At 69.3% G+C, this 14,656-nt stretch carries 17 protein-coding genes; 10 read left to right on the top strand and 7 right to left on the bottom strand.

Features of this window, described 5'->3' with window-relative positions; genetic code table 11:
• Nucleotide 1 precedes the first annotated feature (1 nt).
• From mdcC to G4G00_RS13755, 8 genes are all read left to right on the top strand, one after another.
• Nucleotides 2–322 (top strand): malonate decarboxylase acyl carrier protein, encoded by a 321-nt coding sequence (gene mdcC / locus G4G00_RS13790; RefSeq protein WP_108755663.1) that lies wholly within the window; start codon nucleotides 2–4, stop codon nucleotides 320–322.
• On the top strand, nucleotides 319–1,227 hold the full coding sequence (locus tag G4G00_RS13785; RefSeq protein ID WP_164274387.1) for a biotin-independent malonate decarboxylase subunit beta: 909 nt from the start codon (nucleotides 319–321) through the stop codon (nucleotides 1,225–1,227). Before mdcC ends, G4G00_RS13785 begins: the two co-directional genes overlap by 4 nt.
• The gene (gene mdcE, locus G4G00_RS13780; RefSeq protein ID WP_164274384.1) at nucleotides 1,224–1,934 is read left to right on the top strand and encodes a biotin-independent malonate decarboxylase subunit gamma; all 711 of its coding nucleotides are present in this window, start codon (nucleotides 1,224–1,226) and stop codon (nucleotides 1,932–1,934) included. The genes G4G00_RS13785 and mdcE overlap by 4 nt, the downstream gene beginning before the upstream one ends.
• Entirely contained in the window at nucleotides 1,927–2,568 is a 642-nt protein-coding gene (mdcG, locus tag G4G00_RS13775; RefSeq protein ID WP_164274382.1) for a malonate decarboxylase holo-[acyl-carrier-protein] synthase, read from the top strand. The genes mdcE and mdcG overlap by 8 nt, the downstream gene beginning before the upstream one ends.
• A complete protein-coding gene (mdcB, locus tag G4G00_RS13770; protein WP_164274379.1) occupies nucleotides 2,565–3,422 on the top strand; it encodes a triphosphoribosyl-dephospho-CoA synthase MdcB in 858 nt (285 codons plus the stop codon). Before mdcG ends, mdcB begins: the two co-directional genes overlap by 4 nt.
• Nucleotides 3,419–4,339: a malonate decarboxylase subunit epsilon gene (mdcH, locus tag G4G00_RS13765; RefSeq protein WP_164274376.1), complete on the top strand. Its 921-nt coding sequence runs from the start codon at nucleotides 3,419–3,421 to the stop codon at nucleotides 4,337–4,339. Before mdcB ends, mdcH begins: the two co-directional genes overlap by 4 nt.
• Nucleotides 4,340–4,444: 105 nt before the next feature.
• Nucleotides 4,445–5,812, top strand: coding sequence for an SLC13 family permease (locus G4G00_RS13760; RefSeq protein ID WP_108752453.1), 1,368 nt, complete (start codon nucleotides 4,445–4,447; stop codon nucleotides 5,810–5,812).
• A gap of 280 nt (nucleotides 5,813–6,092) precedes the next feature.
• Nucleotides 6,093–6,812 carry a GntR family transcriptional regulator gene (locus G4G00_RS13755; RefSeq protein ID WP_108752452.1) on the top strand — a complete coding sequence of 240 codons (720 nt, stop codon included), beginning with the start codon at nucleotides 6,093–6,095 and terminating at the stop codon, nucleotides 6,810–6,812.
• A 130-nt stretch (nucleotides 6,813–6,942) separates the two neighbouring features.
• On the opposite strand, the gene G4G00_RS13750 is transcribed toward G4G00_RS13755, so the two are convergent.
• Together G4G00_RS13750 and G4G00_RS13745 are read right to left on the bottom strand one after the other, a co-directional pair.
• Nucleotides 6,943–7,257 (bottom strand): hypothetical protein, encoded by a 315-nt coding sequence (locus G4G00_RS13750; RefSeq protein ID WP_108761477.1) that lies wholly within the window; start codon nucleotides 7,255–7,257, stop codon nucleotides 6,943–6,945.
• A 31-nt stretch (nucleotides 7,258–7,288) separates the two neighbouring features.
• Entirely contained in the window at nucleotides 7,289–7,744 is a 456-nt protein-coding gene (locus G4G00_RS13745; RefSeq protein ID WP_164274373.1) for a hypothetical protein, read from the bottom strand.
• Nucleotides 7,745–7,897: 153 nt separating this feature from the next.
• On the opposite strand from G4G00_RS13745, the gene G4G00_RS13740 reads away from it, so the two are divergent.
• Nucleotides 7,898–8,845: a nucleoside hydrolase gene (locus tag G4G00_RS13740; RefSeq protein ID WP_108752449.1), complete on the top strand. Its 948-nt coding sequence runs from the start codon at nucleotides 7,898–7,900 to the stop codon at nucleotides 8,843–8,845.
• A 4-nt stretch (nucleotides 8,846–8,849) separates the two neighbouring features.
• On the opposite strand, the gene G4G00_RS13735 is transcribed toward G4G00_RS13740, so the two are convergent.
• The 5 genes from G4G00_RS13735 to G4G00_RS13715 all read right to left on the bottom strand — a co-directional run bounded on the left by G4G00_RS13735 (nucleotide 8,850) and on the right by G4G00_RS13715 (nucleotide 13,656).
• Nucleotides 8,850–10,109, bottom strand: a complete 1,260-nt coding sequence (locus G4G00_RS13735; RefSeq protein ID WP_164274578.1) for an MFS transporter — start codon at nucleotides 10,107–10,109, stop codon at nucleotides 8,850–8,852.
• 97 nt (nucleotides 10,110–10,206) lie between these two features.
• Complete coding sequence (locus tag G4G00_RS13730; RefSeq protein WP_164274370.1) at nucleotides 10,207–11,520, bottom strand: HAMP domain-containing sensor histidine kinase; 1,314 nt, start codon at nucleotides 11,518–11,520, stop codon at nucleotides 10,207–10,209.
• Nucleotides 11,517–12,257, bottom strand: a complete 741-nt coding sequence (locus tag G4G00_RS13725) for a response regulator (protein ID WP_164274367.1) — start codon at nucleotides 12,255–12,257, stop codon at nucleotides 11,517–11,519. The genes G4G00_RS13730 and G4G00_RS13725 overlap by 4 nt, the downstream gene beginning before the upstream one ends.
• A 55-nt stretch (nucleotides 12,258–12,312) precedes the next feature.
• The gene (locus tag G4G00_RS13720; RefSeq protein WP_164274364.1) at nucleotides 12,313–12,858 is read right to left on the bottom strand and encodes a redoxin family protein; all 546 of its coding nucleotides are present in this window, start codon (nucleotides 12,856–12,858) and stop codon (nucleotides 12,313–12,315) included.
• 3 nt (nucleotides 12,859–12,861) lie between these two features.
• A complete protein-coding gene (locus tag G4G00_RS13715; RefSeq protein ID WP_164274361.1) occupies nucleotides 12,862–13,656 on the bottom strand; it encodes an alpha/beta hydrolase in 795 nt (264 codons plus the stop codon).
• Nucleotides 13,657–13,998: 342 nt separating this feature from the next.
• On the opposite strand from G4G00_RS13715, the gene G4G00_RS13710 reads away from it, so the two are divergent.
• Complete coding sequence (locus tag G4G00_RS13710) at nucleotides 13,999–14,643, top strand: DoxX family protein (protein ID WP_164274357.1); 645 nt, start codon at nucleotides 13,999–14,001, stop codon at nucleotides 14,641–14,643.
• Nucleotides 14,644–14,656: the final 13 nt, after the last annotated feature.

The raw sequence follows: 14,656 nt of genomic DNA, 5'->3' as shown, positions 1-14,656 counted from the left end.
CATGGAAACCCTCGACTATCGATTCGACGGCAGCCGGCCGGTGCAGTTCCCGCACGATGCGGTGCTGGTGGGCGTACTGGCCTCGGGCAATCTGGAAATCCTGCTGGAACCGGCAGCGCAGGACGGCGCGCTGACCGTGCGCGTGATCACCGCAGCGCAGGGCTTCGGCACGATCTGGCAGGCGGTGATCGCCGATTTCGCCCAGCGCCATCCGCTGAGTGACGTGCGGGTGTCGATCAATGACGCCGGCGCGACCCCTGCGGTGGTCAGCCTGCGCCTGGACCAGGCGGTGGAAACCCTGCTGGGCGGAGGCGCGCCATGATCCCGTTGCAACGCCACAGCTATTACGAAGCCGACGCACGCGGGCGCATCGCCGGCCTGGTCGATGCCGGTTCCTTCCACGAATTCCTGGGCCCCACCCACCGGGTGATGAGCCCGCACCTGGCCCAGCTCGACCAGCCGGCCGCCTTCGACGATGGCATCGTGGTGGGCGAAGCCACGCTGCAGGGCAAGCGCGTACTGCTGGCCGCGCAGCAGGGCGAGTTCATGGGCGGCGGCGTGGGCGAAGTGCACGGCGCCAAGCTGACCGGACTGCTGCGGCGCGCGGCGCAGACGCGCCCGGACGGCGTGCTGTTGCTGCTCGACACCGGCGGCGTGCGCCTGCATGAGGCCAACGCCGGGCTGATCGCCATTTCCGAAATCATGCGCGCCACCCTGGACGCGCGCGCCGCCGGGGTACCGGTGATCGCATTGATCGGCAGTGGCAACGGCGCGTTCGGCGGCATGGGCATCGTCGCCCGCTGCTGCACGACGGTGGTCATGTCCGAAGAAGGCCGGTTGTCGCTGTCCGGACCGGAAGTGATCGAAACCGTACGCGGCGTGGAAGAGTTCGACGCACGCGACCGCGCCCTGGTGTGGCGGGTGACCGGCGGCAAGCACCGTTACCTGATCGACCAGGCCCAGGTGCTGGTACCCGATTCCCTGCAGGCCTTCGCGCAGGCCGCCGTGGATGCGCTGCAGGCCGACACCATCAGCGCCGACACCGACACCGCGCTGGGCGCCCTGCAGGCACGCCACGCCGCATTGAAGGCACGCGTGCAGGCGTGGGGCGAGTGCAACGATGGCCTGCAGGTCTGGGCCCTGCAGGGCATTGCCGAACCCGAGCGTCTGCCGCTGCTGGACACCGCCGACTTCCTTGCCGCCACCGCCCAGCGGAGACTGCCATGACCCCGCTGATGAACACCCTGCTGGATGCCCTGTTCCCGCGCGGCCATGCCGTTACCGTGCACGATTCGGTGCTTGCCGGCAGCGCCACCACCGACGATGGCGAGGTGACCGTGATCGGCACCACAGACCGCATCGAAGTGGGCGTTGACCACGCGCTGGCGCTGGCTGATACGGTGCTGGCCAGTACCGCCGCCCATCCGCAGCGGCCGATCGTGATGCTGGCCGATACCGCTGGCCAGCGCCTGGCCCGTCGCGATGAAATGCTGGGCATCAACGGCTACTTCGCCCATCTGGCGCAGACGCTGGACCTGGCACGCCGGCGCGGTGCGCGCCTGGTGACCCTGGTCTACGGCGAATCGGTCAGTGGCGGCTTCCTGTCCTTCGGCCTGATGGCCGATCACATCCATGCCCTGCCCGACGCGCAGGTGCGGGTGATGGACCTGCGCGCGATGGCACGGGTGACCAAGCAGCCGCTGGAAAAACTGCAGGCGCTCAGCCAGAGCTCGCCGGTGTTCGCACCGGGCGTGGGCAACTATGTGGCGATGGGCGCCGTCGAATCGCTGTGGGACGGTGACCTGGCCCAGCACCTGCTGCAGGCCCTGCGTACCCCTGCCAACGGCGACCGTCGCGCAGCGCTGGGTGCGCAGCGTGGCGGCCGTGCACTGGCCGCGGACGTCTCCATTGCGGTGGCCCGCGGCGATGCCTGACCGGCCCGCCCGCCACACGCTGGTCTGGCTGTCGGCACACGCCGATTGGCGGGCCGACGTGGCCGCGTACGAACCGCGTCTGGCGGCGTGGTTCGCGCAGGGGCTGCCGGCGATGGTGGCGCGGCGTGCGGTGGACGATCCCGACCCGCGGCTGCGGCTGGGCGTGCCGCTGCCGCCCAGCGAGGGCAAACTGCGGCTGGCGCTGCGCGTGCCGATGCAGGGCGTGCAGCGTATGCAGGCGCCACCGGCGCTGGATGAGGTTCTGGCTGCCTGCGTACCCGCCGAGTGGAAAGACGCACTGCTGGCGCTGGCCCGGATTGCACCGGCACGCGTGTTCGGCGCCTTCGCCTGGCAGCACCTGAGCGGCCTGCCCTACGTGCACGCCGGCTCGGACATCGATCTGCTGTGGCAGGTGGATGTGAGCGCGCAGGCCGAGACCCTGGTCGATCACCTGCAGGCGTGGGAGCGTGCGCAGGGCCGCCGGGTGGATGGCGAACTGTGCCTGGCCGACGGCGGCGCGGTGAACTGGCGCGAGTACGCTGGTGGCAGCCGCCAGGTGCTGGTCAAGCGCCTGCACGGCGCCGCACTGGAACCGCGCGAGCGCCTGTTCGTTGCCGCCGGAGTGGCCGCATGAGCGCATTGGCTCACGTGCTGCCACCTGCTGGGCGCGATGTCGACAGCGCGCGCCTGGGCCGCCTGGCCATCGCCAGCCTGCACGCCGAACTTGCGTGCGCGCCCAAGCCGGGCCTGGTGACCCCCTTCAGCACCGGCAGCCACGACGACATGGATGCCGGCACGTTCCTGCGCAGCCTGTTCGCGCTGCGCCACTACTTCACCGACATTGCCCGCGCGGGCGCGGACGATGCGCCGTTTGCACGCTTGCGCACGCTCGGCATCGGCGCGGAAGCGGCCATGCTGCATGCCACCGGCGGCATCAACACCCATCGCGGTGCCATCTTCAGCCTGGGCCTGCTGGTGGCCGCTGCGGCACGCTGCCGCCGCCAGCACGGCCACGCCGTGTCCGCTGCGCAGGTCTGCCTGGCGGTACAGCACTGGGCCAGCGATCTTGCCGCTGCGCCGCTGGATGCAGGCAGTCCCGGCCAGCGCGCGCGCCTGCGCCATGGCGTGCCGGGCGTGCGCGAACAGGCCGCCGCCGGTTACCCGCTGCTGCGCGAGCTGGCCGTGCCCACCCTGCGCCACGCCCTGCACGCGGGCCTGCCGCGCGATGCGGCGCTGTGCCAGGCCCTGATGCAGCTGGTTGCACGCGTGGATGACCTGAACCTGCTGCACCGCGGCGGTGCCGACGGCCTGGCGTGGGCGCAGCAGCAGGCACGCGGTTTTGTTGATGGCGGCGGTGCGTTCGCCGCTGGCTGGCAGGCACGCCTGCACCGCATCGGCGAGGGTTTCGTGGCGCGTCGCCTGAGCCCCGGTGGCAGTGCCGATCTGCTGGCCTGCAGCTGGTTCCTGCTGCAGCAGGAGGGCGCATGAGCCTGGCCCTGCTCTGCCCCGGACAAGGCGCGCAGCACGCGGCGATGTTTGATCGCGTGCGCGACCTGCCTGCCGCGGGCGAAGTGCTGGATGCCGCGCAGGCGGTGCTGGGCCGCGATGTCTTCGCGGCCGCTGCCGACGAGGCACGCTTCGACAACGCACTGGCGCAGCCGCTGCTGTGTGCGGCCACGCTGGCGCACTGGCAGGGCCTGCGCGATGCGCTGCCGGCACCGCTGCTGGTGGCCGGCTACAGCATCGGCGAGCTGGCCGCGCATGCGGTGGCCGACAGCCTGGATGCCCGCGCCTGCCTTCACCTGGCGGCCCGCCGCGCGCAGCTGATGGACGCTGCCAGCCCGGCCGACAGCGGCCTGCTGGCGGTGCTGGGCTTGCAGCGGCAAACACTTCAGGCACTGTGCGATGCACACACCGTGCACATCGCCATCGCCAATGGCGCCGATCACTTCGTCGTGGGCGGAACGCAGGCGTCACTGCACGCACTGGCTGTTGCCGCGCGCGCGCAGGGTGCAGAGGTGCGCGTGCTGCCGGTGCATGTGGCCGCGCACACGCCGCTGCTTGCGGCCGCTGTCGCACCGTTCGCCACGGCGCTGGAGGCGGCGGCGGTGCGCGCGCCAACGCTACCGGTGCTGGCCGGCATTGATGCGCGCCCGGTGCGTGATCGCGCGGCGGTGATCCACACCTTGTCGGCACAGCTGGCACAGACCATCGAATGGGCACAGGTGATGCGCCAGGCCTTCGAGCGTGGCGCACGGGTATTCCTGCAGCTGGGCCCGGGCACGGCGCTGGCGCGCATGGTGGCCGCGTCCTACCCGTGCTGCCAGGTGCGCGCGGTGGAAGAGTTCCAGGGCCTGGACGGCGCAGCGGCATGGGTCCGCAACGCGCTGGACCGGCAGCAGTAACGGGTTCGAGCAGTACGTAGCACGCAGCATGCAGTACGACGCCTTACCCCGGGATGGCGGGTCTCCATCCGAGCTGTACCGCGAGTCACGTGTCTGGGAGGGCGCATGAGTCCACAAATCGCAACGATCATCGGCCTGGTGATCATGTTCATCGTCGCCACCGCCATGCCGATCAACATGGGCGCCGTGGCCTTCGCGCTGGCCTTCATCATCGGTGGCCTGTGGGTCGACATGGGCGGCAAGGAAGTGCTTGCCGGTTTCCCCGGCGACCTGTTCCTGACCCTGGTCGGCATTACCTACCTGTTCGCCATCGCGCAGAAGAACGGCACCATCGACCTGCTGGTGCATTGGGCAGTGAAAGCGGTGCGCGGCCATATCGTGGCCATTCCGTGGGTGATGTTCGTCATCACCGCCGTGCTGACCGCGTTCGGTGCGCTGGGCCCGGCCGCGGTGGCGATCATCGGTCCGGTCGCACTGCGCTTTGCCAAGCAGTACAACATCAACCCGTTGATGATGGGCCTGCTGGTGATCCATGGCGCGCAGGCCGGCGGCTTCTCGCCCATCAGCGTGTACGGCAGCATCACCAACGGCGTGGTGCAGAAGGCCGGCCTGGAAGTGACCGAAATGGCGGTGTTCCTGACCAGCCTGGGCTTCAACTTCATGATGGCCATCATCTGCTTCGTGGCGTTCGGCGGCATCGCCCTGCTGCGCCGCGGCTCGATCACGGCCACCGGCGGCGTGGGTACGGCGGAACTGGCGATGGCCGGTGGACCGCAGGCCTCGTCGCGGCAGTTCGCCATTGAAGGCCATGGCGCACTGGTGGCGGCCGGCGGGGGCACGCTGTCCAACGATCCGGTGGCGTTGGAAGCCGTCGGCTTCACCCGCGAGCGCCTGTTCACCCTGATCGGCCTGCTGGGCCTGGGCGTGGCCGCGCTGATCTACAACCTCAACGTCGGCCTGGTGTCGATCACCGTGGCCGTGGCCCTGGCGCTGCTGTCGCCGCAGAGCCAGAAGGGCGCAGTCGATGGCATCAGCTGGTCCACCGTGCTGCTGATCTGCGGCGTGGTGACCTACATCGGCGTGCTGGAACATGCCGGCGCGGTGGACTTCATCGGCCATGGGGTTTCCAGCATCGGCATTCCGCTGCTGGGCGCGCTGCTGGTCTGCTACGTGGGCGGCATCGTGTCGGCCTTCGCTTCGTCGGCCGCGGTGCTGGGCGCGACCATTCCGCTGGCGGTGCCGTTCCTGATGCAGGGCCATCTGGGTGCGGCGGGCGTGATCTGCGCGCTGGCAGTGTCGTCCACCATCGTCGATGTCAGCCCGTTCTCGACCAACGGCGCACTGGTGGTGGCCTCGGCCGCGAAGGAAGAACGTGAAACCCTGTTCCGCCGCTTCCTGGTCTACAGCGGCCTGGTGGTGGTGTTTGGCCCGCTGCTGGCCTGGCTGGTGTTCGTGGTGCCTGGCTGGATGTGAGTAAGGGCGTGGGGCGCCGGACCATTCCGGCGCCCTGCTGCCGGATGGGTTCGACGGGATGGGTTCGGCCGGGCGGATTCGGCTGGGTAGAGTCGACCGTTGGTCGACTATCGCGCGCAGCGCGGGTTTTGCCGGCATCCGTGCGGAAAGCAGTCGACTAACAGTCGACTCTACCCAGCCGTTGTCCCCGGACGTTTTTCCGGTCGGTTTTGCCCGCCGTTTTCTCGGTCGGTCGTATCGCGTTACAGGTTCCACGCAGGGAGGCAGTACACTTTCCACCATGGCCATCGCTCCTGCTCCGCGTTCACCGAAGAAGCGCGCACCTCTGTATGAAGAGGTGGCCGAGCACGTGCGCGAGCGCATCTACGATTACCGGCTGCCGCCCGGTGAGTGGATCGACGAGCCCGCGCTGTGCGAGGAACTGGGGATCAGCCGCACGCCGCTGCGCGAAGCGCTGAAGCTGCTGGCCGCCGAAGGTCTGGTGCAGATCGATGCCGGCCGTGGCGCGCGCGTCACCCGGCTGACCCTGGAAGACCTGAACCAGCTGTTCCCGGTGATGGCGATGCTGGAAGGCCGCTGCGCGCATGAGGCGGTGAAGCACATCGACGATGCCGGCGTGCAGCAGCTGGAAGACCTGCATGCGGCGATGGAAGCGGCGGCGGCCAACGGCAACATCGCCGAGTACTACCGCAACAACTACCTGATCCACGAAACCGTGCAGCACTACGCCGGCAACCCGTGGCTGATCCGCATCACCCACGATCTGCACCGCATCCTGAAGATGCACCGCGGGCGCCAGTTGCTGGCCCCCGGCCGCACCGCGCAGTCGCTGGCCGAACACCGCGAGCTGATGGACTGCTTCCGCCGCCGCGACGCAGCCGCGGCCGAGCGCACCATGGAACGCCACCTGCTGAGCCAGGGCCAGGCACTGGCCGCCTATGTGGCCAGCGGCGGGCTGCTGAACGTGCCGGCCCCGTTGCCGACCGAAGGCGGCGGCTGAGCGCGGCTGGCCGCTGTTCTGTAGAGTCGAGCCATGCTCGACTGCTGTTGCGTGAAGCAGTCGAGCAAGCTCGACTCTACGAACGGCAGAAGCAGTCGAGCATGGCTCGACTCTACAAAATGTCTGCACCTCAATCGCTGCAGCTGCCACCGCTGTCACTGCTGCAGTCCGATCCGCCATGGCTGTGGCTGCTGTGGCTGTCACTGGAATAGCTGCCCGAGGAATCGTAGCTGCCACCGCCACTGCCATCGGCCCGGCTGCTGGACCCGTCGGCCGTGGCCGCGGCCATACACAGGATCGCCCCCACCAACGGCAGCAGCCAGACCAGCAGCAGCTGCACCGCCCGCCCACCGGCCGACACCTCTTCGCGCCCCAGTACCACGAAGGTGGCGACGAGGTTCAAGCCCACTACCAGGGCGACCAGGATCAGGGTTACCACCAGCATGCTGTGTCTCCGTAAGGGGGAACTGGTCCGGTCATGGTGCACCCATCAGTGCCTGGATCCGCGCGCGCTCCTCCAGCGGCCGCTGGAAGTCCATCGGATACACCGGCGCATGGCGCTCGCTTTTCAGGAGGAAGATGCCTTCGCTGTGCAGATAGGCGCCACGGGCGCGACCCAGGCTGTCATGCCACATCGTCCACAGCGGCACCCTGATCGTGCCCGGGACCTTGCGGGGCGAGCGCAGCACGTCCTGCACCCGCAGCACCAGGCGGATTTCATTGCTCACGCCCGGCCCCGTAGGGGCGTCTGGATCGTTCAGTGGCCGCCCCCTGCCATCGACCATTTCCACCGCCACCACCGTGGCCCGGACAATCTGGTCGGCCTCGGCAACCATCTGCTGCAGCGGCTTGGGCGCCAGCGAGGTGGCCAATGCCGGCATGGTCGCGCCCAGGCACAGCAGCCCAGCCAGCAGGATCGCGGGGGATTTCATGGCGGTACTCCGTCCCTGGATGCCCGCTGACGATAGCACCGCCGCGCCGGTTCGCCCTGCCTGTCATGAAGATGGGACAATGTAGGGCGCGCCGGCCCGGCCCCGTGGGTCCGCCGGCCCCCTTGCACCACACGGAAGAAGAAGAACAACAACATGCTGAAAGTCATTTTCGATACCGACCCGGGCGTGGATGACGCCCTGGCCCTGCTGTACCTGCACAAGCACCCGCAGATCGACCTGGTGGGCGTGACCACCACCTTCGGCAACGCCTCGGTGGAATCGACCACCCACAACGCGCTGTACCTGAAGCAGGCCTGGGGCTTTGCCGCCCCGGTCGCGCGTGGCGCGGGCGGCCCGCTGCAGCCCGAGGCCACCCCCGAGGCCTGGCCGGTGCACATCCACGGCCACAACGGGCTGGGCAACCACCCGGTGCCCGCCACGCTGGACGTGGCCGCCGATGCGCGCCCGGCGCACCAGCTGATCATCGACCTGGTGCGCGCGCACCCGGGCGAAGTGACCCTGGTGGCCGTGGGCCGCATGACCAACCTGGCCCTGGCCCTGCAGCAGGCACCGGATATCGCCGGCCTGGTGCGCGGCGTGGTGCTGATGGGCGGCGCCTTCCACGTGAACGGCAACATCACCCCGGCGGCCGAAGCCAATATCTGGGGCGACGCCGAAGCGGCCGATATCGTGTTCACCGCCCAGTGGCCGGTGACCGCCATCGGCCTGGATGTCACCACCCGCGTGGAAATGGACCGCGATGGCCTGGACCAGCTGGCCGCCATCGGCGGTGCCGATGCCGAACTGGTGCGCGCGTTGTCGCAGGATTACGTGGACTTCTACCTGCAGGCCGGGCACAAGGGCATGGTGGTGCACGACTGTTGCGCCTGCATCGCGCTGACCCGCCCGGAGCTGTTCCAGTTCGAACGCGCAAGCGTGCGCGTGGCCACCGACGGCGTGGCGCGGGGCATGACCATTCCCAAGCCGGAAGGCCTGGCCTTCGGCCCCAGCGTGTGGGATGGCCACGTGCTGCAGTCGATCGCCATCGGCGTGGATGCGGCGGCCGTACTGGACGATATCGCGCAGACCCTGAAGGTCTGATCGCCTAGCGTCTGGCCCTGCCCGGGGTTGTCTCGGGCAGGGTCCACAGCACCGGCAGCACCACCACGGCCACCAACGCGATCATCGCGCCCGGCGCCGCCGCCCAGCCGCTGCGTTCCACCCACCACTGCGCCAACCAGGGTGTCGCCCCGCCGAACACCGCCGTCGCCATGGTCACCCCCAATGCCAGCCCGCTCACCCGGCCCTCGCCGGGAAACTGCTCGGCCGTGGCCGGTGCGGCCACCGCGCTCACTCCGCCGGCCACGCAGGCCAGCACCACCGCCGCCAGCGCAATGCCCAACGGCGAGGCCTGCGCCATCGCGCCGAACATCGACAGCGGCAGCAGCGCCGCCAGCGCGGTGAGTACCAGCAGCAGCGGACGCCGCCCGAAACGATCGGACAGCGCACCGCACAGCGGCGTGATCGCAATCACGGCCACCGCCGCAACCGTGGACAACCACAGCGCATCGCCCTCATCGTGGCCCTGCGCATGCAGGAACGCCGGCACATAGGTGATGCCCACGTAGTAGGTGATCGACCCGAGCGCGGAAATCGCGAACGTACGCGCCACTGCGCCAGGATGGTGGCGCAGCACGTGCCGCAGCGGCGTGGCCGGAATGCTGCCCTCGCGCCGCTGCCGCTCGAATTCGGGGGACTCGTGCATGCCCGAGCGTGCAATCAGGATCACCAGCGCCAGCGCGGCGCCGACGAAGAACGGAATGCGCCAGCCCCAGCCATCCAGCTGCGCCGGCGTGAGCAGCGCCACCGTCACCGCGGAAATCGCCACCGCCAGCAGCGCGCCGACCTCACTGGCGGCCGACGCCAACGAGGTGACCAGGCCGCGCCGGCGCGCCGGTGCGCTTTCCAGCAGATAGGCCACCACGCCGGTGTATTCGCCGCCCACCGAGAACGCCATCACGCAGCGCAGGAGCAGCAACAGCACGCCAGCCGCAGCGCCTGCGGTGGCGGCCGTGGGCAGCAATGCGGTGGCCAGCATCGCCGCGGCCATCAATGCCATCGAGGCCAGCAGCATCCAGCGCCGGCCAAGACGATCGCCCAGGTGGCCGAAGCACAAGGCGCCCAGCGGACGCATCAGATAGGAGACCGCGAAGCCGGCCAGGGTGACCAGCATGGCCTGATCACCGCCACCGAAAAACACCCGTGACAGCACGGTGGCGAAGTACAGGTACAGGGTGAAGTCGTACCACTCCACCACGGTGGACAGGCCAGCCACCCACATCGAACGCCGCCGCGCCGCCGTCATCTCATTCATGGCGGCAGGGTGTCACGCGCGCAGTGACGGCGCAGTGCACCGGGGTCAGAGCCCTTTGCCGTTGGCAAAGGGATCTGACCCCTGCTCTTCACCCCGGCAGCTGAAGCAGAGCCTGCAGGCCGCCACCGTCGCGGTTGCGCAGCTGCAGCGAACCGCCCAGCGACTGCGCCAGCTGCACGGCGATGGCCAACCCCAGCCCGGTGCCGCCGGTATCGCGGTTGCGCGATTGTTCCAGGCGATGGAACGGCGCCAGTACCGCCTGCAGTTCGGCCTCGGGAATGCCGGGGCCGCGGTCGGACACGGCGATCCACACCTTGCCCGCCGCATCGCGCCCCGCGTCGATCTCGGCGCTGCCGGCATAGCGCACTGCGTTGTCGACCAGGTTGCCGACCACCCGCCGCAGCGGCTGCGGCCAGGTCTGCACGGTCAGGCCCGCGGGCGCGCCACCCGTAACCGGCTTGCCCATGTCTTCATAGTCGCCCACCACACTGGCCAGGAACGCGCCCAGATCCATCGCCACCGGCGCGCCGCTGGCCACATGGCTGCTGCGTGCATAGGCCACGCCTTCGCGCACCAGTTGCCCCAGGTGGTCCAGGTCATCCAGCAGGCGCTGTTGGGTGGCATCTTCCGGCAGTGTTTCCACGCGCAGCTTCATGCGCGTGATCGGCGTCTGCAGATCGTGCGAGATGGCCGCCAGAATCTGCAGGCGCTCGCTGACATGGCCACGGATGCGTGCCTGCAGGCCATTGAGCGCCGCGGCCGCGGCGCCGACTTCGGCCGGCCCATCCTCTGCCAGCGGCGCGGCATCACTGCCCGGCTGCAGTTGTTCAACCGCCTGCGAAAGACGCGCCAGCGGCTTCATGGCCAGGCGCACCGCCAACCACGCGCACGCCAGCAACAGGGCCAGCTGCAGCAGCAGCACCGCCGGCAGCCAGCGCGCCAGCGGCAGGCCCGAAGGGGTTACTTCGATGGTCAACGGCGTGCCGTCGTGCAGCTTCAGCTCCACTTCGAAGCGCTCCGGCAGGCGCGCAACCTGGCGCGCCTGCAGCGGATAGCGATGTTCCAGGCTGTCATCGATGATCGCGGTGACCTGGCGCGCACGCTCGGTTTCCAGCGCCGGTCCCGCTGCCGCCGGGCGCAGCAGGTAGCGATACGTGCGCCGCTCCAATCGCGGTACCCAGGCAGCGCGCTCACGGGCCGGCAGGTGCTCCAGCAGGGCCACGCTCACCGCCACGTCTTCGTCCAGGTTGCGCAGCATCATGCTGCGGGTGGCCTGGTAACGCTCGAAGAACAACAGGCCGAAGGACAGCGCGTGCGCCAGGGTCAGCCCACCCAGCAGCAACAGCAGCAGGCGCGCGGACAACGTGCGCGGCCACGGCAGGCGGCGCGCGACGGCATTCATTCCTGCGGCCCCAGCAACTGCACCGGTACGCTGAACACATAGCCTTCGCTGCGCACCGTCTTGATGTAGGTCGGCTCGCGCGCATCATCGCCCAGGCGCTGGCGCACGCGGCTGACCAGCAGGTCGATGGAACGGTCGAACAGTTCGGCATCGCGGCCCTGGGTGAGGCTGAGCAGCTGGTCGCGGCTGAGCACGCGGTTGGCATGGTCCAGGAACACGCGCAGCAGGCGGAATTCGGCGCCGCTGAGCGGATACGCGGTGTCCTGCGCATCCAGCAGATGGCGTGCGGTGGTATCCAGCCGCCATTCGCCGAAGGCCAACTGGCGCCCCGCTTCACTCACCTGCAGGTTCGGCGGCAGCATCTGCGTGCGGCGGATCACCGCATTGATGCGTGCCAGCAGTTCGCGCGAGGAGAACGGCTTGGTCACGTAATCATCGGCACCCATTTCCAGGCCAATGATGCGATCGGTTTCATCATCGCGCGCGGTCAGCAGCACCACCGGCACCGCACGATGCTTGCCCGCACGCAGGTTGCGGCACAGGCTCAGGCCGTCCTCGCCGGGCATCATCACGTCCAGCACCACCAGGTCCACCGCGTGGGTATCCATCAGCGCGCGCATGGCCCGGCCGCCGTCGGCCTGGCTGACGCGCAGGCCGTTGCGCTGCAGGTAGTCGGTCAGCATCTGCCGGATGTCGCTGTCATCGTCGACGACAAGAATGTGCGGTACGTGGTTCATGGCGTTCTCGATGAAGACAGGGAAAGGCCGCGCGGCGCGGCCATGGTAGCGCGGCTCAGGGGCTGGCCAGCAGGCGCTGGATCTCGCTTTCGGTACGTGCATAGTCGCCTTCGCCGTAGTGCCGGTAGACCACCCGGCCCTGCCGGTCGACCAGGTACAGCGCCGGCCAGAAGCGGTTGCCCCATGCATTCCAGATCCGGTACTGGTTGTCCTGCACCACCGGCCAGCTGATATCCAGGCGACGGATCGCGTGGCGCACGTTGCCCTGCAGTCCCTCATAGGCGAACTCGGGCGTGTGCACGCCCACCACGCGCAGGCCCTGCGGTGCGTAGCGTGCGTGCCACTGGTGCACGTAAGGCGCCACGTTCAGGCAGTTGCTGCAGGCATAGGTCCAGAACTCGACCAGCACCACCTGCCCGCGCAACTGCTCCAGGCGCAGCGGCGGGCTGTTGTGCCAGGGTCCGCCGCCGTCGAAACCGGCCGCGGCAACGGGCTCGGCCGGTTGCGCGTCGGCGGCGGGGCTGGGCCAGACCAGCAGCAGTGCCGCGCCACCGATCAGGGCCAGCAGCAACGGCAGGGCGTAGGTGCGCAGCGTGGCCATCGCTCAGCCCCCCTGCTCGGCCAGCGGCAGCTCGGCCGGCTTCACCCCGGCCGCTTCCAGGATGGTGTCGGCCACCTGGGCCGGGTGCGAGAGCAGCGACACGTGGCTGCTGCCGACCGACTGCAGCTGTGCACCGATGCGCTTTGCGGTGGCGGCCTGCAGCTGCGGCGACAGCATGCGGTCATCGCGACTGAGCACGTACCAGCTCGGCTTGCCACGCCAGGCGGCGGTGGTGACGACTTCGCCAAGGGCGCTGGACTTCAGCGGCACCTGGGTGCTGTACAGCAGCTCAGCGGTCTTCTTCATCACGTCCGGCGCGAAGTCCTGGGCGATCGCATCGGCCGGCAGGCTCAGGTAGCCATCGCGGTCCTGCAGACGGGTCAGGCCCGGGCCCACCGGGAACCCCTCGCCCTGCTGTGCCGACGATTGGCCGACATCGGGTGCGAAGGCGGCCACGTAGACCAGCGCCTGCACCTTGGGATCGTTGCCCGCTTCGGTGATGACCGTGCCACCCCAGCTGTGGCCGACCAGCACCACCTTGCCGGGCGCCGCGGCGATCGCACGACGGGTGGCCGCGACATCGTCGGCCAGCGACGTGAGCGGGTTCTGCACCGCCACTGCCGGTACCTTCCAATCGTGCAGCGTGCTGATGACCTTGTTCCAGCTGGAGCCATCGGCGAAGGCGCCGTGCACCAGGATGACGGTGGGGGGCGCGCCGGCTTCGGCCTGCGCGGCGAAGGCGGGGGTGGCGGCGCCAGCGATGGCCAGGGCGGCGGCAAGCAGGGTGGTGCGGATCATGGGAGCACTCCAGGGTTGGGAGTGGCCATTTCCGCCTGCGGGTGTATCGGCGCTGTTTCGCTGCGGGGCCGAGTTGTACCGGACTGTAGGGCGGTGGCGGGTTCCTACAGTGGGATACATTCGGCCGCCGGGCGTCATCGCGCGTACGTGCGGGGAACCTTTACCACCCGGTAGCACCGGGCCGCGCCCGGCGAACACGCGACCCGGCGTCTTTGTATCGGACTGTACGAAACCCCTGCCGCGGCCACAGTGGCTGACAAAACCCCGGGCAACGGCACACGTTGCCGATACCTGCGTGGCTCGAAATGGTCTCCATCGACCACTGGCCCGCAGGACACCTCCATGATCAGCACCGCCGCTTCGCGCTATACCCCCCGCCTGGATGCCGTTGGCCGCTGGCTCTCGCCGCTGGCCCTGCGTGCACTGCTGGCCTGGGAATTCTTCGAATCCGGCCGCGAGAAGCTGGGTGGGCAGAACTGGTTCGCCGATCTGGACGGGCGCTTCCCGTTCCCGTTCTCCACCCTGCCTGCATCGCTGAACTGGCAGTTGGCCACCTGGCTTGAGCTGGTCGGTGCGGTGCTGTTGCTGCTGGGCCTGGCCACGCGTTCGGTGGCTTACATCTTCTGGGTGCTGACCATCGTCGCCATTGCCGCCGTGCATTGGCCCGACCAGTGGAACGGCCTGGGCGAACTCTGGCAGGGCTATGCGATCACCGACCAGGGCTACGGCAACTTCAAACTGCCGCTGCTGTTCCTGGCCATGTTGCTGCCGCTGATCCTCAACGGCGGCGGCGCACTCAGCGTGGACCAGCTGCTGGCCGGCCGACAGCACGCCACCGTTGGCGATGACGGCCTGGGCTGGGGCGCCAGCCTGATCGCCCTGCTGCTGCCCGTCGCCGCGCTGCTGCCCGGCATCGGTTTCGGCGGCGCCGCGCTCGGCGGGGCCCTGCTGCTGGCCTACGCGCTGCGCCGTCGCCGCAGCGCCTGATCCAGCGCACTCA

The sequence above is a fragment of the Stenotrophomonas sp. B1-1 genome (genome assembly GCF_010894375.1).
Lineage (GTDB): Bacteria > Pseudomonadota > Gammaproteobacteria > Xanthomonadales > Xanthomonadaceae > Stenotrophomonas.
The sequence above is the reverse complement of the archived record's forward strand: the minus strand, read 5'-3'. Positions and strand labels throughout refer to the sequence as shown.